The sequence below is a fragment of the Paenibacillus amylolyticus genome (genome assembly GCF_047302515.1).
In the GTDB taxonomy this organism is placed as follows: domain Bacteria; phylum Bacillota; class Bacilli; order Paenibacillales; family Paenibacillaceae; genus Paenibacillus; species Paenibacillus amylolyticus_G.
Window position 1 is genome coordinate 3663567 of record NZ_CP168019.1, and the last position, 22078, is coordinate 3685644.

Genomic DNA, 22078 nt, shown 5'->3' on the forward strand with positions numbered 1-22078 from the left:
GCCTCCTGTCTCTATAGCGTCCCCTGTTCTATTCCATTATACATGATGTTTGGTGGGGGGAAGAGTCCCGAACCATTTTACGCTCTTCCCATGCTTCTATATTTTCATTCCGGGGATTCACATTCCTTCTTAACGATGTTCCGCACCAACCGCTTCGGAGATATGACGATAACCGTCTTTGCGCAGCAACTCACGCAGTCCGGCATGAATGCGCCGATTCACCTCAGGCCCTTCATAGATCAATGCTGTATATATTTCGACCAAGCTTGCTCCGGCTTTAATTTTCTCGTATGCATCCTCACTTGTGAAAATGCCACCTGAACCGATAATAGGAAGTTTTCCCTCAGTCTGGCGATAGATCTGGCGAATAATCTCCGTTGAACGGTCACGTAGAGGTTTACCGCTCAGACCGCCTGTTTCCTTCGCATGTTGGTGAGAAAGTCCTGTACGACTGATGGTTGTGTTCGTTGCAATAATGCCAGCAACACCGCTGTCTGCAATTGTGCGAACCATATATTCAAGTTCCTGATCATTCACATCCGGTGCAATCTTCACCAGAACGGATTTGGTCGCTCCGCCCGCTCGTGCATGCTGCACGTTCATCTCGTTCATAACTGCAGCGAGCAGTTCCTTCAATTCATTCCCATGTTGCAGATTACGCAAATCCGGTGTATTTGGTGAACTGATATTAACCACGAATAGATCAGCATAATCGTATAGTGCCTGAATGCACTTCGAATAGTCCAAGTGAGCTTCCTCATTAGAAGTTGCCTTATTCTTGCCGATGTTAACAGCCACTGGAATCCGCCGATCCTGTAGACGTGCCAATTCACCTGCCATGGCTTCTGCACCAAGATTGTTGAAGCCCATTCGGTTCACCAACGCCTCATCTGGAGGCAAACGGAACAGCCGTGGTTGATCGTTACCTGGTTGTGCAAGTGGTGTCACGGTTCCCACTTCCATGAATCCAAATCCGATGGAAGAAAAGCCCGTTACGGCCTGCCCGTTTTTGTCCAGACCCGCAGCCAGACCAACAGGTGTAGGGAAATGACACCCAAACATGTCAACAGCCAGATCAGACGTTTCACGAACGCCGTACATCACACGCAGTCCGGAAGGAACCGGACGGATGCTACCCACGCCACTAAGGCCGCCAATAATCAGATGATGGGCCTGTTCAGGGTCCATTTTGAACAACAAAGGTTTAGCAAGACTTCTGTATAACAAATCACTCACTCCGTTCTGGTCCGGTACGCCAAAAAGCCGTTGTCCGTCTTTTCATATGTAAAAAAACACTCTACTCACAAGTTTATCTGTTTCTTATTAAAAAGGAAAGTAGTTTGCGCATAGACAGCACAAATCGAATAATACAAAATGCTCACAAGAAATCCACCCGCCCACTGGAAATGACGAGTTGAATTCTTTACAATGAGAGCATGGTTACTCTACACCAGTTCTATTCCAAATAAGGAGGAATAACTCATGGCTCCCAAACGTAAACCACCTGCATTACAGCAAAAGAAAGAAGAAGTGAATCGCAAAGCCATTGCATGGACAGCAGCCAGTGTAGGCGGCTTGATCATCATCATTGGTGCTCTTATCATTATTGCCAACATGTAGATGATTCAGGCTGAATCCATCTGATTCTACATATCAAACAGATCAATTCAGCCAGTGATACGTTTTGTTCGGATTATTTTGCTTTGGAACAAGCGTATGCTGATAACGCTGCTTTGCTTCAGGAACAAGCGTCAGATCTGGCAGTACATCTTCTCCAATGCGTACCGGAGTGCCTTGCGGAGCAAGAGCGAATAACTCTTCTACATCTCCCGTACGCATTCTCACACATCCAAGGGACTCATCCAGTCCGATACTGTCTGGCTCGTTGGTCCCGTGGATGGCATAATTCGTATTCGAGAGCTGCATACCTCTGCTTCCAAACTCACCGTTCGAGCGTCCATTCGGATTGACCACTTTATCTGTAATGATAAATGAACCCTCCGGTGTTCGGTCACCGCCAAGTCCCACATCATACATACGAACAATGGTATCCCCACTGATTAATGCAAGTTTATGTTTATCCTTATCAATGACAATCTCCAGCGGTTCCTGCAAAAAAGGCTGACCTCCCAGCGTATCTGCAAAAGCGGCATTTTTGCTTTGAGACGAATTCGAAGTCGTTGAACCATTCTCTTTACCACTCGAATCGTTCTTTCCTTCCTGTACCTTTCCTTGATGCAAAGCTAGCAGCTTCGGAAACATCTCGGTCATCCCTGACGCAGTCTCTCCCAGAATATTGTTCGGAAATGGCTGAGCCATTTGCGTTACACTCTTGGGCCAAGCGTCATTTTTTTTGCGATAGGCAACGATTGCACTTGATAATGATGCAGCTGCTTCCTGCTTGGCGGTCCACGCCAAGGCTATCTTTTTGATTTTCGGTGTAATTTCAGGAGGTTCACAGTTACATTGCTTGGCATCATAACTCTGTGCAGTTAATTTCCCGCTTGTATTGGTTTGTACTATGTATTTCACAGGCATATTTCGTTTCCATAAAGACCAGTCATCCGAGGTTTGCATACCCAGTACAGCAGAAGTCTCTACTTTTGGGCCAGACCCGGACCAGGCAGCTGCGAGCGCAGCCTCGCCATGATTACCTCCACCAAATGCCGCAGCAGTGAACACATTGCTTGGCGCAATGGATGCAGTTCCAACCTGTTTATCCGCTTCTACAGGCGCTTCGATGTCATCTGTGGATTCCAGTGCTGCTGACAGTGCGTCGGCCGCTTCACGACTGAAACCCGGAGCGTCCGCAGGTGGCAGACCTGCCAGCACAAGCAGCATGAGCAACGTAAGCCACATTTTGCGTCTACGTTGTTTTTTCTCTTTTTGCTCAGACATTTCCACCAGTTTATCCTGATAGTCTACCCAGATGTCCGCAGGAGCTTTACTGCGTTCAAATGCCTCATAAACCTCGCCCGCTTGCTGAAAACAATAATTGGCTTTGGCCTCCTGTCCTTCGCCCAAATACTCCTTTCCAAGCAAGTACCAAGCCATTTTGTTGTCGGGATGTTTCTTGACATATGTTCTTAGATGAGTATTTTGCATCCGATCCTCCACTATTTCGCCTTTTTCCGTATATCATTATATATCGGCATAACCAAGCGTTGAATCCATAGGACTTGAGTACCCGGTGGAAAAAAGGGGGTTCGACAATGTTCGTCCTTGATCCATAGTCAGATAATCACATTTAAATGAATGCAAAAAAAAAGCACCTTCCCTTGTCGTTAAGACAAAAGAAGGTGCTTTGTGTTCATAGGAGAAATACTTAGCCTTCTTTATTGAAAGGCTCGTCCGCTACTTTGATTGAATCTGTAGGGCAGCCATCGCATGCATCCTGCATATCGTCAAACAAGTCGTCTGGAATAGCTTTGACACCATGGTTAGCATCGCCGTCAAAGATAACTTCAGCCAAACCTTCATCATCATAATCGTAGATGTCTGGAGCTGTTGCTCCACAAGCGCCACAAGCGATGCATGTGTCTTTTTCAACCCAAGTATATTTACTCATTTACATTCTCTCCTCCTAAAATTCGAAACGTACAGTGTTTTTATCTAGAAACATATTAATACAAAGTAAGGATAATTACAAACATTTTGCAACCACAAGTCTCTATTATCCCTTATTTAATCCAGACTTTGCAAGTTATCTTTTTGCAGGGAAGTACCGCGCACTTTATGATTACGAAGCAGCACGGAAGGATCGTCTCCAAGCATGCCTGCGGTCACAACAGCATTCTCACCAAATTTATCACGTAACTGATCCATAATCCGAATCAGATTGTCCTTCTTGGGCTTCTGCTCATATTCGAACAAGTCCATCTGTACAGCTGATTCCTCTCTTGGAATCAGGTTTTGAAGTGTCACACCCAGCATGCGTACAGGCTTGCCACTACCCCAATGCTTCTCAAATAGTTTACAGGCCTCACGGTATATGACCTTTGCATCCTCCGTAGGTACTTCCATTAGACGTGATCGGGTGATTGTCTTCATATCCGGTGTGCGGATCGTAATCTGAATCCCCTGACTGAACATTTCGTGCTTGCGCAATCTTCTGGCTACCTGGTCACTTATATTGAGGAATACCCGATGAATCTCATTCATATCCGATACATCCGCCGGTAAAGTGGTTGTATGCCCAATGGATTTATTGGCCTCACGTTCCGCGTGAACTGCGGAATGGTTAATGCCATTCGCGGAATTTTTGAGCCACGCTCCATTAACTCCGAATAGTTCGGTCAACATGTTCTCATCCGACTTGGCCAATTGACCAATCGTTTCAATGCCCAGTTTTTTCAGCTTTTCAGCCGTTTTTTTGCCAATGCCAAACATCTCGTTGCATGGTCTGTGCCAAAGAATCCGGGGTACGTCCCTCATTCGTAAAATGGAGATACCGTTCGGTTTTTTCAGATCCGAAGCCATTTTCGCCAATAATTTGTTGGGTGCAATGCCAATGGAACATGGCAGCCCCAATTCATCCTTAATTCTACGCTGAATGCTCTCCGCAATCTCCATTGGATTCCCGAATTGCCTTGAACCTGTAATATCAAGATAACATTCATCAATGGATGTCGCCTCAAGTTGAGGCGTATAACTATACGCAATCTGCATGAACGCTCTTGAATATTGACGATATAAATGAAAATCAGGACGAATCACAATGAGATCAGGGCACTTTTTCATGGCTTGGTGGACAACCATACCTGTTGAGATGCCTCGATTACGAGCGGCATATGAGCAGGTTACAATTACACCCTTTCGCAGTTCACTGCTGCCCGCAACGGCCGTTGCTTTTCCTCTATATAAATCTGGTTCCTCGGCTTCATGTACAGAGCAGTAGAAAGCATTCATATCGACATGCAGAATCACCCGTCCGGCTGCAGGGTAATATTGATCCACATTTGCTGGAGGATTGCCGTCTGAAGACATCATGAACCCCCGCCCTTTCTTGCACACTAATTAATGAAATGAATTTCTTTCTTCTATAGTATATCAAACCCGTTATGTTAATTCAGTCACGAACATTTATTTTCTGCGAGATCTGATCAGAGACTGAATAATTAACCAGCCTACACTCACAAAAAGTATCAAAGTGATCAGAGCAATAATCGTATTTTCCCATAAAAAAGTCAAAATCACCCCTCCTTTTCTTCCATATATTCCAATTAAAACTCAATAATAGATTATAACATACATCCGTATTATGATTAACATCCTTCTTTTTTCTCTAAAATCCGTTAATTGTTACATGAAACTGCGATTTCTATGTAGCATTTGGCTATAATGGTGCTATAATAATTAATTATACAAATTGACGACTTTAGGACAAATCAGCGCACCCAGTTTAACACAGTGTAGCGTTGCCGAATCGAAGGATTCGTCCACTAACGTACTTAACAGCTTTTCCCAACTTACAATCCAAACTTTTAAAAGAGCGCTTTATCTCAAAGGAGGATCTTCATGTCAAAGGCCATTTCCATCTTCGATACGACTTTACGTGACGGCACACAAGGGGAGGGTGTCAGCTTATCGGCAGACGACAAACTCAAAATTGCCAAGAAGCTCGATGACCTGGGTGTCCATTATATTGAAGGCGGAATTCCCGGCAGCAATACCAAGGACATTGAGTTTTTCAAAAGAGTCAAGGAATTAAACCTGAACGCAAAAGTTGTTGCTTTTGGCAGTACCCGCCGAAAAGGCAGTGTTGCTAGTGAAGACGCCAACCTGAAGCGCATGATCGAATCTGGTGCTCAGGCTGCAACCCTGGTCGGTAAATCATGGGACTTCCATGTACACACCGCTTTGCAGACTACATTGGAAGAAAACTTGTCCATGATCTATGATTCCATCGCCTATCTGAAACAGAATGGAATGGAAGTGATCTTTGATGCAGAACACTTCTTTGACGGATTCAAACATAACCCGGAGTATGCTCAAGCGGTCTTGACCAAGGCCCACGAAGCTGGAGCGGACTGGCTCGTTATGTGTGATACCAATGGCGGGACGATGCCAAACGAGGTGCACGAGATCGTATCCACACTGCATAGAAGCCTGCCTCATGCACATCTCGGCATCCATACACATAATGATTGTGAACTGGCTGTGGCCAACACACTCAGCGCTGTACAAGCCGGAGCCCGTCAGGTGCAAGGAACGATGAACGGTTATGGAGAGCGTTGCGGTAACGCCAATCTCGCATCCATTATCCCGAACCTGCAACTGAAACTTGGTTATGAATGTGTTACTGAAGATTCCATGAGACAACTTACAAACGTGGCTCGTTATGTTAGCGAGATTGCTAATGTGAATATGCCGATTAATCAGCCTTATGTTGGCAATGCTGCTTTTGCTCACAAAGGTGGAATTCACGTCTCTGCCATCCTGCGGGATTCACGTACCTATGAACACATCGTGCCTGAACTGGTTGGTAACAAACAACGTGTGCTGGTCTCTGAACTTGCCGGACAAAGTAACATTGTATCCAAAGCCCAGGAACTGGGGCTTGAGTTCGATCCAAGCAGTGCCAATTCACGTCAGATTATCGAGAAAATCAAAGACCTGGAACATCAGGGTTACCAGTTCGAAGGCGCAGACGCTTCGCTTGAATTGTTAATTCGTGAAGCGAACGGTGATATGAAAGAATTGTTCACTTTTGAATCATTCAAAATGCTTGTGGAGAAAACGGCGGGCAAATCCGTTGTTTCTGAAGCTTTTGTCAAAGTGAATATCGCTGGAACAAGCGCTTATACCGCTGCTGAGGGCAATGGGCCGGTTAACGCACTCGATAACGCCCTTCGGAAAGCGCTGGTGCAATATTTCCCTTCACTTGCCAACATGCATCTGTCGGACTACAAAGTGCGTGTTCTGGATGAGAAGGATGCTACAGCTGCCAAAGTTCGTGTATTGATCGAATCCAAAAATACGGAGAACACATGGAACACAGTTGGTGTATCCGAGAACGTGATTGAAGCAAGTTGGGAAGCGCTCGTTCACAGTTTCCGCTATGCTTTGCTTCAAGAAAAATTGCAGGATGAGCCGGGCACACTCCCTATTCCTGCTCATGGGATAAGCAACCACTAAAGTATATATTCAAAAAAGCGTTTTTTTGAACAACCTCTTAACGCTTATTTCCCGGAAAATATAAAGAAGCCTCTGCATCCATGATTCATGGATGCAAAGGCTTCTTTGTTTACATGAAAATTAATTCGCAATTAACTTTTTAATCTTACGTTCCAACTCTTTCTCGGGTAATATGCCCAGAACAATCTCCTGTATAACTCCTCTGGAGTCAATCAGAACATTCGTTGGAAAAGCCACCCCATTGTATTGAGCATACACAGTCCCCTTCTCATCCAAGGGAATAGGGAATGTCAGTTGGTACTCATCCACAAAAGCTTTGGCATCTTTGAGTTTATCGTATGACGTTACATTAACCCCATACATGTCAAGCTTATCCTTGTATTTCGCAGCCATTCTGTTCAGCTCTGGAGCTTCCTGCTTACACGGCTCACACCAGGATGCCCAGAAACTGACAAACGTGGCCTTATCTTTGGCACCGCCCACACTGTACGTTTTTCCATCCATTGCTGTCAGAGAAAAAGCAGGCGCCAGAAGACCCGCACGAGGTCCCGTCTCTGTAGGCATCGGTTCTTCCTGCTTAAAGACGGCCGCAATGCCGTCACCCGCATTCTGGGCCAGTGCAATACCAACCAGCAAGACAACACCAAGGAGTATGTATATGTTTCGTTTCATAACCCGCCACCCTTTTATATAATTAGCATATTGAAACTGAAACCGTAATTTCTGCACATGCTAAGTGTTTATCACGCTCTATGAAAGTTCACCAGAACATGATTCCCAAATGTTCTCTTTAATATTGTACCCTTTTCCTTTAAAATTTTACAATCTGGATTACAGAAAATAAAATGAAAAAGGACTCCTGCCTAAGCAGGAGCCAAAGAGAGAGGGGTGAATACAAATGGCAGCACTTCACGGGCAGCAAAACGCCTTCTATATCCCTTCTTCCGTAGAAGAAGAGATGTCAAAGCACATGTTCCTTTCGCTGCCGCAAGAAGCCTGCGGGGTTATGCTGGGTGAAACCGCAGCGGGCGGTATACGAATCAGTCGGTTTCAGCCCATTCGTAACGTAGCACCTGACCCGCTGCACCATTTTACTCTGGACGATGCCGAATGGATTCGATGCGTATTCTCCGAGCCTATGCTCATTGGTATCTTCCATTCTCATCCACATACAAGGCCCGTTCCATCCTTAGAGGACATCCAAGCGCTTCCGGCCTTCGCCGGTTTGCTTCAGATGTACCTCATCGGCTCACCCGACCTAACAAGTGGGTTGCGATCTCATATGCATCTGAACGGTTATCTGATTGAATCCTCGAAGGAATCGCAGGATCCGGCACAACACGTTGTGCCTTCATACAATCTGCTTCCCGTTCCGTTATGCGTGACTTAGCTGGGTATACAGATCACCCAAGGTCTCCACATTTTTACGAGTCATGTCCTCCAAGTAGCAGGACCATAACTGTGCAGTCATTTTTGAATCTTCCAGTGCATGGTGACGTCCATAGATCGGAATCCCTCTGGATTCCAGCAATTCATCCAGACCATACCCCGGCCTGCTTGGTTCAAGCCAGCGGGCCAACATCATCGTATCGATTAAACGATGTGTCAGCCTTACCTTTGAAGTCCGCCACAGAGCTGCATTCAGAAAAGCTCGGTCATGCGCACTTGCGTGTGCAATCAGAACATTTCCACCTACAAAAGACATGAAATCATGCAGCCCTTCCAGCAAAGTCGGTGCGTCCAACGTCATCTCCTGTGTAATACCTGTAAGTTCAGTTATATGTTCCGGAACCGCAGTCTTGGACTGCACCACCGTATAGAACTGTTCTCCTTCCAGAACTACACCACCATGTATACGGACAGCACCAAATGAGATAATCTCATCCCCATGCTGGGGTGAAAATCCCGTCGTTTCCAGATCAAATACAACTGCGTCCAGCTCATTTAGAGGTGTATGCAGAACCTCAGGTCTGCGCTGTTCTCTCATCATCGAACGGATAAACGCCATGTGTTGCGCCGTAGGGGCTCCCATAATGGAAGCGATGGCGGAAGGAACCCCTCCCTGACGCAGCGAATTCCAGAATCCTGTATTGCCCCTTGCCGGCTCTCTCATGGACGTCTCCTTTCTGCAAAACGCAACTGTCTTTGCAAAGCACGATGCACTCGTCGTACCAACCCGAGCGTATCCCTGAGTTCATAATGAAGCTGCTTTTGTTTCATCTGTTTCTCATCCAGGAACCCACTGCTATGTTGCAAATCCCCTTGGATGACAACCGGTGTACTTCTGCGAAATCTCAAAGCGGCTAAGAAGGCCCGCTGGCATGCATCCAGTAATGTAAATGGAACAGCTTCAAGCGAAGTCAGTCTCTCCATTCTTTTTAACGTCGATGACTCCCTGATCCCATGTTGCAAAGCTAAATAACGGGCACTGTTCACCAGCGGAATGTACAAACCATACTTGATATCAAATCCGCCTGCATGTTCACCAAATCGTTCTGTGACCACACGTCCAAGTACATTTAATGTAGCTTTATGTTTAACCGTATTGCGAAGAACTGCATCCGAAAGTTCAGGAATCAGTCTGAACTGTTCATAAAAACTCGTGATCCATTCCTCCGCCAGACTTTGCTCACCTGCAACAAAACGCATGTCTGAAGCAATAATCAGATTACGAATGGGCTCCCAATTCAGATCCGAGCTCCAATCTGCTAATTGTTGTTTCCATGCCGCCTGTGTTTTTCTCCAGAGTGGCTCAGAGCACATGACTTTGCCTTCACACTTGGCGTAACCAAGCTCTTCCAACATATCCGTCATTCGCTGTCCGAGCTGAGCAAAATATTCCTCTTTACCTTCATGCGGAGTATCGCTAATGATCATGCCATTATCCTGATCACTCCATAACGTTGCTTCTTCCCTGCCGGAACTGCCAAATACGATAAAGGCATAGGGGACGGGAGGTTGGCCGAAGCCTTCCTCAACCATCCCCTGAATGCATAACTCTACTGCTTTCCGTGCAATCCGGTCATGCAGTTCATTTACCGTTTGGTACCACTCGATCGGCGACAAGGAAGCGGACAACAATTCCTGGAGCTCGTTTTGTAATATCACACGTGCCTGGCGCAGTTCTTGAGAAGACATCGCACCATCGATTCCCTGATAAGACCAGGAATAGTTTGTATACGAGATAGGTTCCATCATGTCCAGCCTCCTTGAAGCATGATTCAGCATCATTCACCTCAGGAGCTGAACGTACCACCATTGGATTTAGAATCTACATTTTTCATTTGTTCAGGGTATCCGTAAGTACCGTGCTCACTGATATCCAGACCCATTGTTTCTTCTTCTTCAGTAACACGGATGCCCATGATCGCTTTCATTCCGCCCAGAATAATGAAGGACATTACCAGTACAAAGGCAAAAGCACCCGCCAGACCGAGAAGCTGTACGCCCAATTGGTGGAAGCCACCGCCATAGAACAGACCCGCTTGACCTACACCGGCATTCTCGGCAAGTTCAGGAGTAGCGAACAAACCTGTGGAGATCGCACCCCACATACCAGCAATACCATGTACGGAGAAAGCGTAGATTGGATCGTCAATTCCTTTACGATCGAAGTACTGTGCTGTGAAGAATGTGATGATACCCGCCAGAGCACCGATAACCAGAGCTGCCCAAGGTTCAACGAATGCACATGCTCCTGTAATCGCAACGAGTGCCGCAAGCACACCGTTTAACATGCTAGGAATATCAGACTTACCAAGTACTGCCCATGAGATCAACAGCGCAGCAACACCACCGGCTGCAGCAGCTACGTTAGTAGTTAATGCAACATAACCGAAGAACCCATCTCCCATGGCAGACAATGTACTACCTGGGTTGAATCCGAACCAACCGATCCAGAGGATGATAACCCCGAGTACAGAATACACTTGGTTGTGACCTGGAATGATGTTAGGTTTGCCGTCTTTGTTATATTTACCAATACGTGGTTTCAACAAGATGGTCGCTACCAATGCTGCAGTCGCACCAGTTAAGTGAACAACCGTCGATCCTGCAAAGTCTTGCATACCCAGCTCAGCCAACCAGCCGCCGCCCCATACCCAGTGAGCAACAACCGGGTACATGATAATGGTATAAAGTGTACCGAAAACAATATATACGCTCATCTTTGCACGTTCAGCCATACCACCGCAGGCAATGGCCAGAGATACCGCCGCAAAGGCAAGGTGGAATACGAATTTAATAGTCAGTGGAACATCGGAGAAAGCCAGTGATTCGAAGGAAGCAGCCATCTTGTCACCGCTCAGGAAAAATCCTGTTGTTCCAAAGAAGCTGTTACCATTACCGAAACCTAGACCGAAGCCCAAAGCCCAGAAGGCAATTACTGAAATCCCCAATGTCAGGATGGTCTTACCCGCAATGTGTCCTGCATTCTTCATCCGTGTTGAACCCGCTTCAAGTAAAGCAAATCCCCCTTGCATCAAGAACACGAGTACAACAGCCAGAAACGTAAAGGCTGAGTTCAAACCACTTTGAAGTTCAATGTTAGTCGGACCCTCCGCAGCCGCAAATGCGCTAACCGGAAAAGCGAACAAAGTAAGCATTACTAACATGGAAACCAACCATTTCTTTCTCATATACCCCACTCCCTCTTATGTTAAGTTTCTTCACATAACGTGAAACTCTTAATGTCATTATAAGCAGAAGAGAGGAAAGTTGACAAGAGTATTTTCATCAAAACTGAAAATTATTTCTGGGAATAAAGTCATACGTCTTTTTCTTGCACTTAAGTACATAATCACATTCTATGAGTACATAGATATAGAAATGCAGTATGCTGATTGTCAAAGCATAACGTTTGACTGTACGGTTAAAGATCATGTATCATACTTAATAGTAAGAAAATTGGGCGTAGTCTAGAAATTCACAAGCGGAAACTACAATTCCCTACATTTGAACTTGCAAGCGAGGTGAATATCATTGGGGATATGAAACTTTTTCGGATTGGCGAACTTGCCAAGACCGCTGGTGTAAGTGAACGGACGATTGATTATTACACAAAGCTTGGACTAATCGCTCCCGAAGAACGTACACAAAAAAATTATCGTCTCTATAGTAATGAAACTTTAACGAGGCTTGAACGTATTGTACAGATGAAACAAGAGAAGTATAGTCTCGACGAGATTAAACAATCTCTTGAGAAGTGGCGTCTGGTTAGTACAGAAGAACAAGTTGCCAGCAAATTGACAACATTGGAACTTCATGTACAACAACTTGAGCGAGAGGTTAACGAACTCAAACCGCTACTTGGAGAGATGAAACCTGTACAAGCACGTAAAATGATGGCAGGACTCCTCACCAAAAGTGCCGGTACAATGGAGGCACTAAAAATCTTGCTTGAGAACACCATGATGTAGCTTATTCTTAGAAAGCGGAGGAATGAATATGAGTTTTAATAACGGTATGTTCGTATTGATCATTATCGCCTTTTTGCTCTCTTTATGGGCGCAATTTCGCGTTAAAGGTACGTTTAGACGTTGGTCGGAGGTACCGAACCAGAACGGAATGACTGGTTACGATGCCGCTCGCCAGATGCTTGATGCTAACGGCCTGCATGATGTTCCAATTGAACCTGTACGCGGCACGCTCTCTGATCACTATGATCCGATCAATCGGGTTGTACGTTTATCAGAACCAGTATATTATGAAAACTCAATCTCAGCTGTTTCGGTAGCGTGTCACGAAGTTGGCCACGCCATTCAGCATAAAGAAAGTTATCCGATGCTGGCACTGCGTCACCGGATCTTCCCAATTGTGAACTTTGCATCCGGATTAGCTCCATTCCTGTTAATTGCAGGATTCATCTTCAATGCCATGAACCTTGTAGGTATCGGTATCATTTTCTTCTCCGTAACTGTAGCATTCCAACTCATCACTTTACCGGTTGAGTTCAATGCAAGTAATCGCGCTAGAGAGATTATGGTATCCGAAGGGTACATCCGTAATGAAGAAGAAAAAGGTGTTGCAAAAGTTCTGAATGCCGCAGCCTTGACTTACGTTGCTGCAGCGTTGATCTCACTGCTTGAGTTGATTCGTTACATCGGAATCTTCAACAGCCGCGATTAACTGGATACTTAATACAACAAAAAACACAAAACAATACCCCACCGTTAATCGGATGGGGTATTGTTTTGTTGTAAACCGAAATAATCAAGCAAGAATGAACGAAAGGACTGAGCAACCAGCGGCAGTTTATCATGCGCACGATGAATTAACCCGATAGTTCGCGTTACTTTTGGATGGGAGATAGCCACATGTGCCGGTTGCAACGGATTCGTCTGGAATAACGCCATCTCAGGCAGCAGACTGACCCCCATGCCCGCAGCGACCAATCCGCGGATGGTGTCGGTCTCTTCCCCTTCAAAAGCGATCTTGGGTGTAAAACCAGCTTCCAGACAGGCATGCCACACAATAGGACGAAGAGAATAACCTTTGCTGAATAATACAAATTTATCATCCTTGAGCTGTTCAAGCGCAATTGTCTCTTCACCAGCTAACGGGTGATTAGGAGGAAGGATCGCATGTAATTCTTCCGTGAGTACAATATCGCCATCTACTTGATCATGCTTCTCTGGAAAAGGAGAAATGAATGCCAAGTCTACCTCTCCGGATAACACATCACGAATCAGCGTAGGGAACATCCCCTGCTTGAATCTGAATTTCACGTTGGGGTAGCGCTGACGGAATGCAGCCACCACGGAAGGAATGAGATGAATCCCCAGGCTATGCGGAAACCCAATTCGAATCTCTCCATGCTCCGGGTCCAGAAACTCATGAACTTCCCCGACTGCCTTGTCCAAATCTTTTAATATACCTTCAATTCGTTTGCAAAAAAGCTGCCCTACTGCAGTCAACTGCAGGTTTCGTCCCTTTTGCATAAAAAGGTCCACGCCCAGTTCTTCTTCCAGCTGATGAATCTGACGACTCACCGCCGACTGTGCCACATGCAACTCTTCAGCAGCCTGTGTTACATGTTCCTTCTGTGCCACTTTCAAAAAGTAATGCAACTGTCTTAATTCCACTCGCCTGATCGCTCCAATCTGTTATACCCTACTTATCCTTGATTGCATTCCATCTTGAGAACGTTCTGACTACCGCTTTAAGCTGCGGGGTTTCCACAATCTGATCAACAGTCCGTAAATAAAGAATCCACCCAACAATCCGCCAAGGTGAGCCATCCAGTTGATGCCTGACATGGCGAAGGAGAATATGATCCCGAACAAAAGCAATGTGTACATCGTTTTGCGCGAAGCCTCGTCCATCATCGTTCGCTGGAACAGCGCTACATACAGGAATGCACCATAGACGGCGTAGATCGCTCCTGAAGCACCTACCGAGATGGTAATACTCCCAACCGAGTTGTACCACGCAACAGCAAGAATATTACCCAATACACCGCCACCCAGGTACAATACACCATACCTTACCGACCCGAGCAACCGCTCCATCGGTGGTGCAAATACGATTAACGCAAAGCTGTTAAACAATAAATGACTAAAGCCCGCATGCAAGAACATGGATGTAATGTAACGCCACCATTCATGCGCGAACAGTTCATGATTCGTAAGTGCCCCGAATTTCAGCAGCACCATATTGTTCGTTGATCCACCGTTCACCGTTAACACAATAAACATGACTACATTGGCAATTAAAAAAAGCGACGTCAAGGGGAAATACTTCAAATAACCTTTCCAGTTCTCATAGCGAATAAATATCATAAATTTCTTCTTTCACTCCACCCTGTTCAGATCGGACTTACATCTCTGATCCATCGTAATGGTACATGTCCGAATTGGACAATGCCTTTCATAAAAGATTATAATGGATTTTGGCACGGATCACCAATTTATAAGGAGGAACATTATTATGACACAAGAACGTACAGGCGCAGCCACATTTAAAGGCAACCCTATTACATTGATCGGACCCGAACTGAAAGTGGGCGATCAAGCACCTGATTTTACACTGAGCAAGAACCTGGTTGAGGATGCTTCCCTGAAAGACTTCGCAGGCAAAATCAAATTAATCAGCGTTGTTCCTTCCCTGGATACTGGCGTATGCGATGCGCAAACTCGTCGTTTCAACGTGGAAGCCGGAGAACTCGGAGACAATGTTGTTGTCTTGACAGTAAGCGTTGACCTTCCGTTTGCTCAGGCTCGTTGGTGTGGAGCAGCTGGTGTTGACCGCGTAGTTACATTGTCAGACTACAAAACACGTTCTTTCGGTGAAGACTACGGCGTTCTGATCAAAGAATTCCAACTCGACATGCGCTCCATTTTTGTTTTGGATGCCGAAGACCGGATTACATATGTGGAGTATTTGCCTGAAATGACAGACTCCCCTAACTTCGAACAAGCGATTGCTGCTGTAAAAGCTCTGCTGTAGAAGTTATCATACGTTCAGAACAAAAGCGAGGAAGGTTAACCTTCACTCGCTTTTTGTTATTTATCATCTATTTCAATCATTTGCTTTATACTTGCTTAGCTTTTTATCCAGTACAGAGAATAAGTTCATAATCGTGCGATAATTGGAACCCAAGTCTCCAAGTGAACCACGTGAAGCTGAATACATATCCACCGCACTGCGAACAGGACTTACTGAGATAATGGAAACTGTAATATCCATTGTCCGTCCAAAGGTAGTCCGCTTCTCCAGAATAACTTCTCCAACAGAAGGCACTTCATGCAGCACTTTATAACCCGGAATCTTTTTGAGTGTCGAAGAGACCTCTTCCCAGGCTCTGTCTTTGGATAAGTTATAATACCGTGTTTTTAATTTGGGATCCTTGGCTCGATCGCTGGTCCCCTCCATGCTGCGGATGATACCGACGAGCGTTCTCTTTAAGGTCAAGACCCTTCCTCCTTTGAATGTAACCGTTCCATTTATGTATCTTAGTGTAACATTGTTCAAGTAGTAACAAAAGGGCAAGCATCATATTTATCATAAAACCAATCAAAAACATTCATCACAACTTAAAAACACCCTGAAATTCCTTTTGTAGAGGAAAAGTCAGGGTGCTGTACATGAAGATTTAGGAACCCGCCTATGCCGTCCGGCTACATTGTCTTATGAACCTGCTTGGCAGGTGGGTGACCGCAAAAATGCTTTTTGAAGTCCCCATGTCGTATAGACAGGGCTTTTCAGCAACATTCTGTGTTGATCTCCCGAAGACATCATCATTGGTTCAAAACAACGAATAACCGAAACGTACATCGCAGGATGTACAATTATTATATCCCTAACTGTGTAAAAAGTAAATGGCGATCCATCATGTTTTATTTTTGCAATGTAATGTTTTTGTCGTCTGATGGCTCAGATGTTTCACCATTCTCTGCTGATTGTTCAGCAAGCGCAGCAGCTTCCTCTTCTTCCTTCTTGAGTTGCATCTTCTCCATCTGCTCCTGCATCTTGTTGAAGGTTGCGTAGAAGTTAAAGAAAGCGAACCAAGCAATGATGCTGATAATGAAGAAAACAAACAAGACCGGATAACGGAAACCGATGTAAAACAACAATCCGCTTCCCAGCAATGTGGAAAATACACGGAATGGTCTGATCAGCGTAAGCAATACCGCGTTTTTGATAATGAGTCCGATGGACATATGATAATGTACAACCATCGAGAAAAAGTTAAAGAGTGATACAAATAACAAGAGAAGCAGCACAAGCATAATGATTCCCACGAGCTGCATATTGCGGAACTGCGTCATGTAGACTGTATAATCCAGATACATAATCGCGAACAGCAGTGTGTAAAAAATGCCCCCAATTAAACTTTGCTTGTAGTTTTCCTTGTAACCTACAAAGAAAGTACGGAAGATCGGTACATCCGTATCGCCCATATTCCATTTACGAACAACCGTAAACAGCGCCGAAGTCGCCGGGAACAGTGTAAGCGGTGCCACAATAGCTATAGCCCAGTTCATTTGCAATGATTCGTTTGCGAGGTTCTGCTGCATCACGAGCAGTTTCATAATCAAGAAAAACAAGAACGGAGACGAACAAATAGCCCACAACAGATTGGTTGCGGCCAGTCTCGTAATCCACTCTGTAAGCCGGTAGATCCCACCCATAGCTCCTTTAAATTCCAAACATTTCTCCTCCTCTGCAGCCTTGCGAATTACCCGAAGTCTAATATTAATATACCTTATTATAGATAGGAAAAGCCAGTACTTCCCGAAAAGAGATCGTCATTGTCCTTAACTAGCGCTTCTGGCCGCTTCTGGCAGTGAAATAAATGATGCAGTAATTTTGAAAAGAAAAAAATGGAGCAGTTGCCCGCTCCATTTTTCAGATCATACGTTTATATTACTCGAAAGAAGAATCTTTCGCTGGACGACGTCCTTCGTTGCTGCTTGGACGCGGTTTGCGGTCACGGTTGTAACCACCTTCTCTGCTTCCACCGCTAGTGCTGCTGCTACCGCTGTTACGATCACGGTTGTAGCCACCACGTCCGCTGCCACTGCTGTTGCGATCGCGGTTGTAACCACCACCACTGCCGCCGCTACCACTTGTGCGGTTGCCGCTGTAACCCGATGGTTTACGTCCGCCTGAGCGAACATCCGGTTTACGACGTTTCGCACGGATTGGATCTTCAGGAGTCAGATCAACTTGAGCATCTTTTTTGTCACCTGTCAGGAGCTTCAGTGCAGCCGACAACAGTTGAACAGAATCATATTGCTCAAGCATTTGAATCGCAATACCTTTGTATTCGTTCAATTCGCCCGATTGTACGATTTCCAGCAAGCGCTCTGCTGTCAAACGTTGTTTACCTTCAACCGCTTCTGCCATTGTTGGCAGTGGTTTACGTGGAATACGGTGACGTGTTACACGCTCGATGAAGTGCAAGTGATCAATCTCACGCGGTGTAACGAAGGACCAAGCAGCACCCTCTTTACCCGCACGACCTGTACGACCGATACGGTGAACATAGCTCTCCGGATCTTGCGGAAGGTCAAAGTTAACAACGTGAGTTACGCCAGATACGTCGAGACCACGTGCAGCCACGTCTGTTGCAACGAGTACGTCAATGCTGCCGTCACGGAACTTACGCATTACCGCATCACGTTGATTCTGGGACAAGTCACCATGAAGACCGTCTGCAGAATATCCACGTTTTTGCAAAGCTTCAGCCAATTCGTCAACACGACGTTTTGTACGTCCGAATACGATCGCCAGTTCAGGAGATTCCATATCCAACAAACGGCTCAATGCTTCGAATTTTTGACGCTCAGGCACTTCGATATAGGATTGGTCAATCAATGGTGCACTAACATGTTTCGGAATCACAGAAATGTGTTCAGGATTGTTCAAGAATTGTTGTGCCAATTTTTGAATGTTAGGAGGCATTGTTGCTGAGAACAGCATCGTTTGGCGCTCGTCTGGAACTTGTTTCAAGATGGATTGGATATCCTCCATGAAACCCATGTCGAGCATTTCATCTGCTTCATCCAGTACAACAGTTTGTACATCTTCTAGTTTGATTGTTTTGCGGTTGATGTGGTCAAGGAGACGTCCAGGTGTACCAATGATGATCTGTGGTTTTCTTTTCAGTGCACGGATTTGACGCACGATATCTTGTCCGCCGTAGATTGGCAGGGAGCGCAGACCTTTGAAGCGAGTGAGTTTTTCGATCTCTTCAGCAACTTGAATTGCAAGTTCACGTGTAGGTGCCATAATAAGGGCGCGGATTTTCTCGTCACTTTTTGAGATTTTGCTGATCAACGGAATACCGAATGCAGCTGTTTTACCCGTACCTGTTTGAGCTTGACCAATCAAATCTCTGCCTTCGAGTGCCAAAGGAATCGCTTTGGATTGGATCGGTGTTGCTTCTTCAAACCCGAGCTCAGTGATGGCTTGCAGCACCAGTGGTTCAAGATTGAAATCTGTAAAGTTTAAATTTGTCAAAATTATTCATGCTCCTTTTATATGGTGGACATGGTGGACAATCCACTTTGTTGTCTGTATTCTTAAGTAGCGTTAATATTTATAGGGTATCCCAACGGGACGAATTATTTTCACTAACGAATATAATTCCATGAATGGGTCCCCAACATAAGACTAAAACTACATACATGTGTTTGAAACATTTCAAAATTTTATTGCTCCATTTAGGAAAAGTTTCCTACTCAAGAATATCCACAAATTATTATATCACAAAACAATTCAAGATTACCAGCAATCTGGTTTTAAATATAAATGAGGTGATTAAATTGCCCAAAATAATTTGGCACTCTTTAGTGATCATTTTGGGTGCTGCAGCTATTGCCTGCGGCTTCAACTGGTTTTTGGTCCCCCATCAGCTTTTAAGCGGCGGGGTGTCCGGTATTTCAATGCTTCTGGGTTATTTTACAACGTTGAATCTTAGTATAATGTATTTTGTTCTTAACATTCCCCTGCTCATTGCAGGTTGGTTTATTCTTGGACGACGCTTCATTACATTAAGTATTCTTTCGGTAGCAGCCACTTCCTGGTTCATTGCGCTTCTGCCTGTTTTTGCTGTGGCTACAGACCCTTTACTTAGTTCTGTATTTGGCGGTGTGCTTATTGGAATGGGCACTGGGGTTTCCTTCCGAGTCGGCGGCTCCACAGGAGGACTCGACATTGTTGGGTCCATTTTCACGCGTAAACGAGACTTTCCGATTGGTACAGTGATGGCCGGTATGAACGGTACGATCATTATGCTTGCAGGATACCTGAGTGACAATTGGAATACAGCCTTGGCCTCGATGGTATCCATCTACATTACAGGCAAAGTGCTTGATCTGATCCATATCAGTCACGTCAAAGTAACACTGTACATTATTACAAACGAAACCGAAGCCATGTTAAAAAAATTACTTGTTCGGCCTCGTGGTGTTACCAAAATTAAGACTCAGGGAGCCTACACGGATATTGAGAAGGACATGCTCATGACCGTAACCACCCGCTATGAGTTGGTTGAAATTAAACGTATTATCAAGGATACAGATCCAAACGCTTTTGTTAACATTGTGGAAACGGTTGGTGTTATGGGTTCATTTCGCAGAAGTTGAGACACCTGTACGGTTAACAATTCACAACATTGTGGTATAATAACGGTGTACGGCTCCTAAATATGTTGTATAGCAGGTTCAACCCTTCAATTTCACTGGCCATATGCTTTCCCGAATCGCGCCGAATGACTTACCATTTTGGAATTCGAGTAGGAAAGGGTGATTATTGTGGATATGGAAACGGTAAAACTGTTTGAGATTGTCAACAGATGGTGCCCGGAAATGCTCCCTTTCTTGAAACCGAATGAACTCGACTCACTGATTGTCCTCCGGGATGGGCTGGGCATCCTGGAACAGGGAGACGCAATGGAAATCATTCAGTACAGTATTTGTGAGCATCAAAATGAGATTTACATTCAATAATTTTTTTCAGATTGATCACGCCGCTTCTTGCAGGGGATTTCCTCAGCAGGAAGCGGTTTTCATTTTTTCCATGTGTTTCATTACTTGATTAATATGGTTAAAAGCCCAGAGGCTTTAATGTATAATTCATACATGGAATGCACACATAAGGGAGTGGAAATGAATGAACATGTTTTGGGCTTTACTGGCTATGGCCTTTGGAAGCTTTGGTGGTGCCCCCGCAGTGGCGGACCAGGGAAATCCTCAATTCCAATCGTTAACCAACAGCTTTAACACCGCAATTATCCAATCTCAAAAAGATCAGGTTGTTATTGATGCCGATAACCCACCTGCCAAAATTGATCCTCAACCTGATGCACCTGTGGTCAAAGGTATTTATGTAACGGCCTACAGCGCAGGCGGTGCACGTATGAAAGAATTGCTGGAACTGACAGACAGCACAGAACTGAATGCCATGGTCATTGATATCAAAGACGATCTCGGATACATAACTTACCCCACAGAAAACAAAGCGCTTCAGAAAATGGGTAAATCCCAACCTTTTATTCGGGATATCGATGCCTTGATGAAACGATTGCAAAAACATGAGGTCTACCCGATTGCACGTGTCGTTGTATTCAAAGATACGATTCTTGCCAAGAAAAATCCGGAGCTCTCCTTCCGCAACAAGGATGGATCTGTATGGGCAAATGGCAAAGGCGACAGCTTTGTGAATCCGTACAGCAAGGAAGTATGGGACTATAACATTGAGATAGCCAAGGAAGCAGCCAAGCTTGGATTCAAAGAGATTCAATTTGACTACGTTCGTTTCCCGGAAGGTTTCGAAACTCGAGCCGATATACTGAAATATACCAAATCCGACAAGTCACGCGTGGATGTTGTGGCTGAATTCGTGCAATATGCACGCAAGGAGTTGGCCCCGCTAGGTGTTCGGGTCTCGGTTGATATTTTCGGTTATGCCGCTTCTGTACCTGCGGCTGAGGGCATTGGACAGGATTTTGTTAAAATATCCGAAAATGTGGACGTAATCTCACCGATGGTATACCCTAGTCACTATTCTACTGGCTGGTATGGGGTCAAGGACCCTGACAAAGATCCTTACACAACCATCAAGGGTTCAATGGAAGATACACACAAGAAACTAGACCCTACCAAAGAACTCAAACCTGTCATTCGTCCGTGGATTCAGGACTTCACAGCAAGCTGGCTGGGCAGTGGGCATTATATTAAGTACGGCAAGAAACAAGTGGAAGACCAGATTAGAGCGATGAAGGACATGGATGTACATGAATATCTGCTCTGGAATGCGTCCAACCGTTATACATCAGGTGTACAATATAAGTAATCCGCACTCTTTCATACTTCTCATTTCATCCAACCTCGTTCTGCTTGAAGCGGAGCGAGGTTTTTTGGTGTTCATTTTTCTCTGCCCCCCTACTCTGCTTCTGTCCCTATTCAAATTGAACAAAATCCACTACAATAAATAG

The 22078-nt window shown here is 45.1% G+C and carries 22 protein-coding genes and 1 other RNA gene; 9 read left to right on the plus strand and 14 right to left on the minus strand.

Going from position 1 to position 22078, the window contains the following annotated elements:
* Positions 1 to 129 precede the first annotated feature (129 nt).
* Complete coding sequence (locus tag ACDJ59_RS15660) at positions 130 to 1227, minus strand: quinone-dependent dihydroorotate dehydrogenase (RefSeq protein WP_017689366.1); 1098 nt, start codon at positions 1225 to 1227, stop codon at positions 130 to 132.
* Positions 1228 to 1482: 255 nt separating this feature from the next.
* On the opposite strand from ACDJ59_RS15660, the gene ACDJ59_RS15665 reads away from it, so the two are divergent.
* A complete protein-coding gene (locus tag ACDJ59_RS15665; protein ID WP_017689367.1) occupies positions 1483 to 1620 on the plus strand; it encodes a hypothetical protein in 138 nt (45 codons plus the stop codon).
* A 42-nt stretch (positions 1621 to 1662) separates the two neighbouring features.
* Here the strand turns inward: ACDJ59_RS15665 and ACDJ59_RS15670 are convergent, their stop codons facing one another.
* The 3 genes from ACDJ59_RS15670 to ACDJ59_RS15680 all read right to left on the minus strand — a co-directional run bounded on the left by ACDJ59_RS15670 (position 1663) and on the right by ACDJ59_RS15680 (position 4986).
* Positions 1663 to 3105: a L,D-transpeptidase family protein gene (locus ACDJ59_RS15670; RefSeq protein WP_413404039.1), complete on the minus strand. Its 1443-nt coding sequence runs from the start codon at positions 3103 to 3105 to the stop codon at positions 1663 to 1665.
* A 220-nt stretch (positions 3106 to 3325) separates the two neighbouring features.
* Positions 3326 to 3568: a ferredoxin gene (locus tag ACDJ59_RS15675; protein ID WP_017689369.1), complete on the minus strand. Its 243-nt coding sequence runs from the start codon at positions 3566 to 3568 to the stop codon at positions 3326 to 3328.
* A gap of 116 nt (positions 3569 to 3684) precedes the next feature.
* On the minus strand, positions 3685 to 4986 hold the full coding sequence (locus ACDJ59_RS15680; protein ID WP_413409834.1) for a DNA polymerase IV: 1302 nt from the start codon (positions 4984 to 4986) through the stop codon (positions 3685 to 3687).
* A gap of 531 nt (positions 4987 to 5517) precedes the next feature.
* Between ACDJ59_RS15680 and cimA the strand changes: the two genes are divergently transcribed.
* The gene (gene cimA, locus ACDJ59_RS15685; protein WP_100529309.1) at positions 5518 to 7137 is read left to right on the plus strand and encodes a citramalate synthase; all 1620 of its coding nucleotides are present in this window, start codon (positions 5518 to 5520) and stop codon (positions 7135 to 7137) included.
* A 120-nt stretch (positions 7138 to 7257) separates the two neighbouring features.
* On the opposite strand, the gene ACDJ59_RS15690 is transcribed toward cimA, so the two are convergent.
* On the minus strand, positions 7258 to 7809 hold the full coding sequence (locus ACDJ59_RS15690) for a TlpA family protein disulfide reductase (protein ID WP_100529308.1): 552 nt from the start codon (positions 7807 to 7809) through the stop codon (positions 7258 to 7260).
* Between the two features lie 226 nt (positions 7810 to 8035).
* Here ACDJ59_RS15690 and ACDJ59_RS15695 point away from each other — a divergent pair, with 226 nt between their 5' ends.
* Positions 8036 to 8527, plus strand: a complete 492-nt coding sequence (locus ACDJ59_RS15695) for a M67 family metallopeptidase (RefSeq protein WP_413404043.1) — start codon at positions 8036 to 8038, stop codon at positions 8525 to 8527.
* Here ACDJ59_RS15695 and ACDJ59_RS15700 read toward each other — a convergent pair.
* Genes ACDJ59_RS15700 through ACDJ59_RS15710 form a run of 3 tightly spaced genes read right to left on the minus strand, consistent with a single transcriptional unit; the run spans position 8513 to position 11774 of the window.
* On the minus strand, positions 8513 to 9250 hold the full coding sequence (locus ACDJ59_RS15700; RefSeq protein ID WP_017689374.1) for an exonuclease domain-containing protein: 738 nt from the start codon (positions 9248 to 9250) through the stop codon (positions 8513 to 8515). The two genes, ACDJ59_RS15695 and ACDJ59_RS15700, sit on opposite strands and share 15 nt — an antisense overlap.
* Positions 9247 to 10332 carry a DUF294 nucleotidyltransferase-like domain-containing protein gene (locus ACDJ59_RS15705; protein ID WP_413409836.1) on the minus strand — a complete coding sequence of 362 codons (1086 nt, stop codon included), beginning with the start codon at positions 10330 to 10332 and terminating at the stop codon, positions 9247 to 9249. The genes ACDJ59_RS15700 and ACDJ59_RS15705 overlap by 4 nt, the downstream gene beginning before the upstream one ends.
* 41 nt (positions 10333 to 10373) lie before the next feature.
* Positions 10374 to 11774 (minus strand): ammonium transporter, encoded by a 1401-nt coding sequence (locus ACDJ59_RS15710; protein ID WP_036609643.1) that lies wholly within the window; start codon positions 11772 to 11774, stop codon positions 10374 to 10376.
* 351 nt (positions 11775 to 12125) lie between these two features.
* On the opposite strand from ACDJ59_RS15710, the gene ACDJ59_RS15715 reads away from it, so the two are divergent.
* Together ACDJ59_RS15715 and ACDJ59_RS15720 are read left to right on the plus strand one after the other, a co-directional pair.
* The gene (locus ACDJ59_RS15715; RefSeq protein ID WP_017689377.1) at positions 12126 to 12554 is read left to right on the plus strand and encodes a MerR family transcriptional regulator; all 429 of its coding nucleotides are present in this window, start codon (positions 12126 to 12128) and stop codon (positions 12552 to 12554) included.
* Between the two features lie 28 nt (positions 12555 to 12582).
* Positions 12583 to 13263: a zinc metallopeptidase gene (locus ACDJ59_RS15720; RefSeq protein ID WP_036609646.1), complete on the plus strand. Its 681-nt coding sequence runs from the start codon at positions 12583 to 12585 to the stop codon at positions 13261 to 13263.
* Positions 13264 to 13307: 44 nt separating this feature from the next.
* Here the strand turns inward: ACDJ59_RS15720 and ACDJ59_RS15725 are convergent, their stop codons facing one another.
* A complete protein-coding gene (locus tag ACDJ59_RS15725) occupies positions 13308 to 14219 on the minus strand; it encodes a LysR family transcriptional regulator (protein WP_036609648.1) in 912 nt (303 codons plus the stop codon).
* Between the two features lie 69 nt (positions 14220 to 14288).
* Entirely contained in the window at positions 14289 to 14915 is a 627-nt protein-coding gene (locus tag ACDJ59_RS15730) for a rhomboid family intramembrane serine protease (protein ID WP_036609651.1), read from the minus strand.
* 148 nt (positions 14916 to 15063) lie between these two features.
* Here ACDJ59_RS15730 and tpx point away from each other — a divergent pair, with 148 nt between their 5' ends.
* On the plus strand, positions 15064 to 15582 hold the full coding sequence (gene tpx, locus ACDJ59_RS15735) for a thiol peroxidase (protein WP_036609653.1): 519 nt from the start codon (positions 15064 to 15066) through the stop codon (positions 15580 to 15582).
* Positions 15583 to 15654: 72 nt separating this feature from the next.
* On the opposite strand, the gene ACDJ59_RS15740 is transcribed toward tpx, so the two are convergent.
* The 4 genes from ACDJ59_RS15740 to ACDJ59_RS15755 all read right to left on the minus strand — a co-directional run bounded on the left by ACDJ59_RS15740 (position 15655) and on the right by ACDJ59_RS15755 (position 19101).
* The gene (locus ACDJ59_RS15740) at positions 15655 to 16047 is read right to left on the minus strand and encodes a DUF1499 domain-containing protein (RefSeq protein ID WP_017689382.1); all 393 of its coding nucleotides are present in this window, start codon (positions 16045 to 16047) and stop codon (positions 15655 to 15657) included.
* Positions 16048 to 16229: 182 nt separating this feature from the next.
* Positions 16230 to 16421, minus strand: a non-coding RNA gene (ssrS, locus tag ACDJ59_RS15745) — 6S RNA.
* Between the two features lie 51 nt (positions 16422 to 16472).
* The gene (locus ACDJ59_RS15750) at positions 16473 to 17285 is read right to left on the minus strand and encodes a YesL family protein (RefSeq protein WP_017689383.1); all 813 of its coding nucleotides are present in this window, start codon (positions 17283 to 17285) and stop codon (positions 16473 to 16475) included.
* A 217-nt stretch (positions 17286 to 17502) separates the two neighbouring features.
* Complete coding sequence (locus ACDJ59_RS15755) at positions 17503 to 19101, minus strand: DEAD/DEAH box helicase (RefSeq protein ID WP_413404049.1); 1599 nt, start codon at positions 19099 to 19101, stop codon at positions 17503 to 17505.
* Between the two features lie 305 nt (positions 19102 to 19406).
* Here ACDJ59_RS15755 and ACDJ59_RS15760 point away from each other — a divergent pair, with 305 nt between their 5' ends.
* The 3 genes from ACDJ59_RS15760 to ACDJ59_RS15770 all read left to right on the plus strand — a co-directional run bounded on the left by ACDJ59_RS15760 (position 19407) and on the right by ACDJ59_RS15770 (position 21936).
* On the plus strand, positions 19407 to 20228 hold the full coding sequence (locus tag ACDJ59_RS15760) for a YitT family protein (protein WP_036609659.1): 822 nt from the start codon (positions 19407 to 19409) through the stop codon (positions 20226 to 20228).
* A 174-nt stretch (positions 20229 to 20402) separates the two neighbouring features.
* A complete protein-coding gene (locus tag ACDJ59_RS15765; RefSeq protein ID WP_029880762.1) occupies positions 20403 to 20591 on the plus strand; it encodes a hypothetical protein in 189 nt (62 codons plus the stop codon).
* Between the two features lie 163 nt (positions 20592 to 20754).
* Complete coding sequence (locus ACDJ59_RS15770) at positions 20755 to 21936, plus strand: putative glycoside hydrolase (protein ID WP_413404051.1); 1182 nt, start codon at positions 20755 to 20757, stop codon at positions 21934 to 21936.
* Positions 21937 to 22078 lie beyond the last annotated feature (142 nt).

Bases quoted from the DNA above. Each gene is read 5' to 3' on its own strand.
- ACDJ59_RS15680 (WP_413409834.1), bottom strand. From the start codon at position 4,986: ATGTCTTCAGACGGCAATCCTCCAGCAAATGTGGATCAATATTACCCT.
- ACDJ59_RS15670 (WP_413404039.1), bottom strand. From the start codon at position 3,105: ATGCAAAATACTCATCTAAGAACATATGTCAAGAAACATCCCGACAAC.
- ACDJ59_RS15770 (WP_413404051.1), top strand. From the start codon at position 20,755: ATGAACATGTTTTGGGCTTTACTGGCTATGGCCTTTGGAAGCTTTGGT.
- ACDJ59_RS15720 (WP_036609646.1), top strand. From the start codon at position 12,583: ATGAGTTTTAATAACGGTATGTTCGTATTGATCATTATCGCCTTTTTG.
- ACDJ59_RS15765 (WP_029880762.1), top strand. From the start codon at position 20,403: ATGGAAACGGTAAAACTGTTTGAGATTGTCAACAGATGGTGCCCGGAA.
- ACDJ59_RS15665 (WP_017689367.1), top strand. From the start codon at position 1,483: ATGGCTCCCAAACGTAAACCACCTGCATTACAGCAAAAGAAAGAAGAA.
- ACDJ59_RS15695 (WP_413404043.1), top strand. From the start codon at position 8,036: ATGGCAGCACTTCACGGGCAGCAAAACGCCTTCTATATCCCTTCTTCC.
- ACDJ59_RS15690 (WP_100529308.1), bottom strand. From the start codon at position 7,809: ATGAAACGAAACATATACATACTCCTTGGTGTTGTCTTGCTGGTTGGT.
- cimA (WP_100529309.1), top strand. From the start codon at position 5,518: ATGTCAAAGGCCATTTCCATCTTCGATACGACTTTACGTGACGGCACA.
- ACDJ59_RS15710 (WP_036609643.1), bottom strand. From the start codon at position 11,774: ATGAGAAAGAAATGGTTGGTTTCCATGTTAGTAATGCTTACTTTGTTC.
- ACDJ59_RS15675 (WP_017689369.1), bottom strand. From the start codon at position 3,568: ATGAGTAAATATACTTGGGTTGAAAAAGACACATGCATCGCTTGTGGC.
- ACDJ59_RS15730 (WP_036609651.1), bottom strand. From the start codon at position 14,915: ATGATATTTATTCGCTATGAGAACTGGAAAGGTTATTTGAAGTATTTC.
- ACDJ59_RS15700 (WP_017689374.1), bottom strand. From the start codon at position 9,250: ATGAGAGAGCCGGCAAGGGGCAATACAGGATTCTGGAATTCGCTGCGT.
- ACDJ59_RS15705 (WP_413409836.1), bottom strand. From the start codon at position 10,332: ATGGAACCTATCTCGTATACAAACTATTCCTGGTCTTATCAGGGAATC.
- tpx (WP_036609653.1), top strand. From the start codon at position 15,064: ATGACACAAGAACGTACAGGCGCAGCCACATTTAAAGGCAACCCTATT.
- ACDJ59_RS15715 (WP_017689377.1), top strand. From the start codon at position 12,126: ATGAAACTTTTTCGGATTGGCGAACTTGCCAAGACCGCTGGTGTAAGT.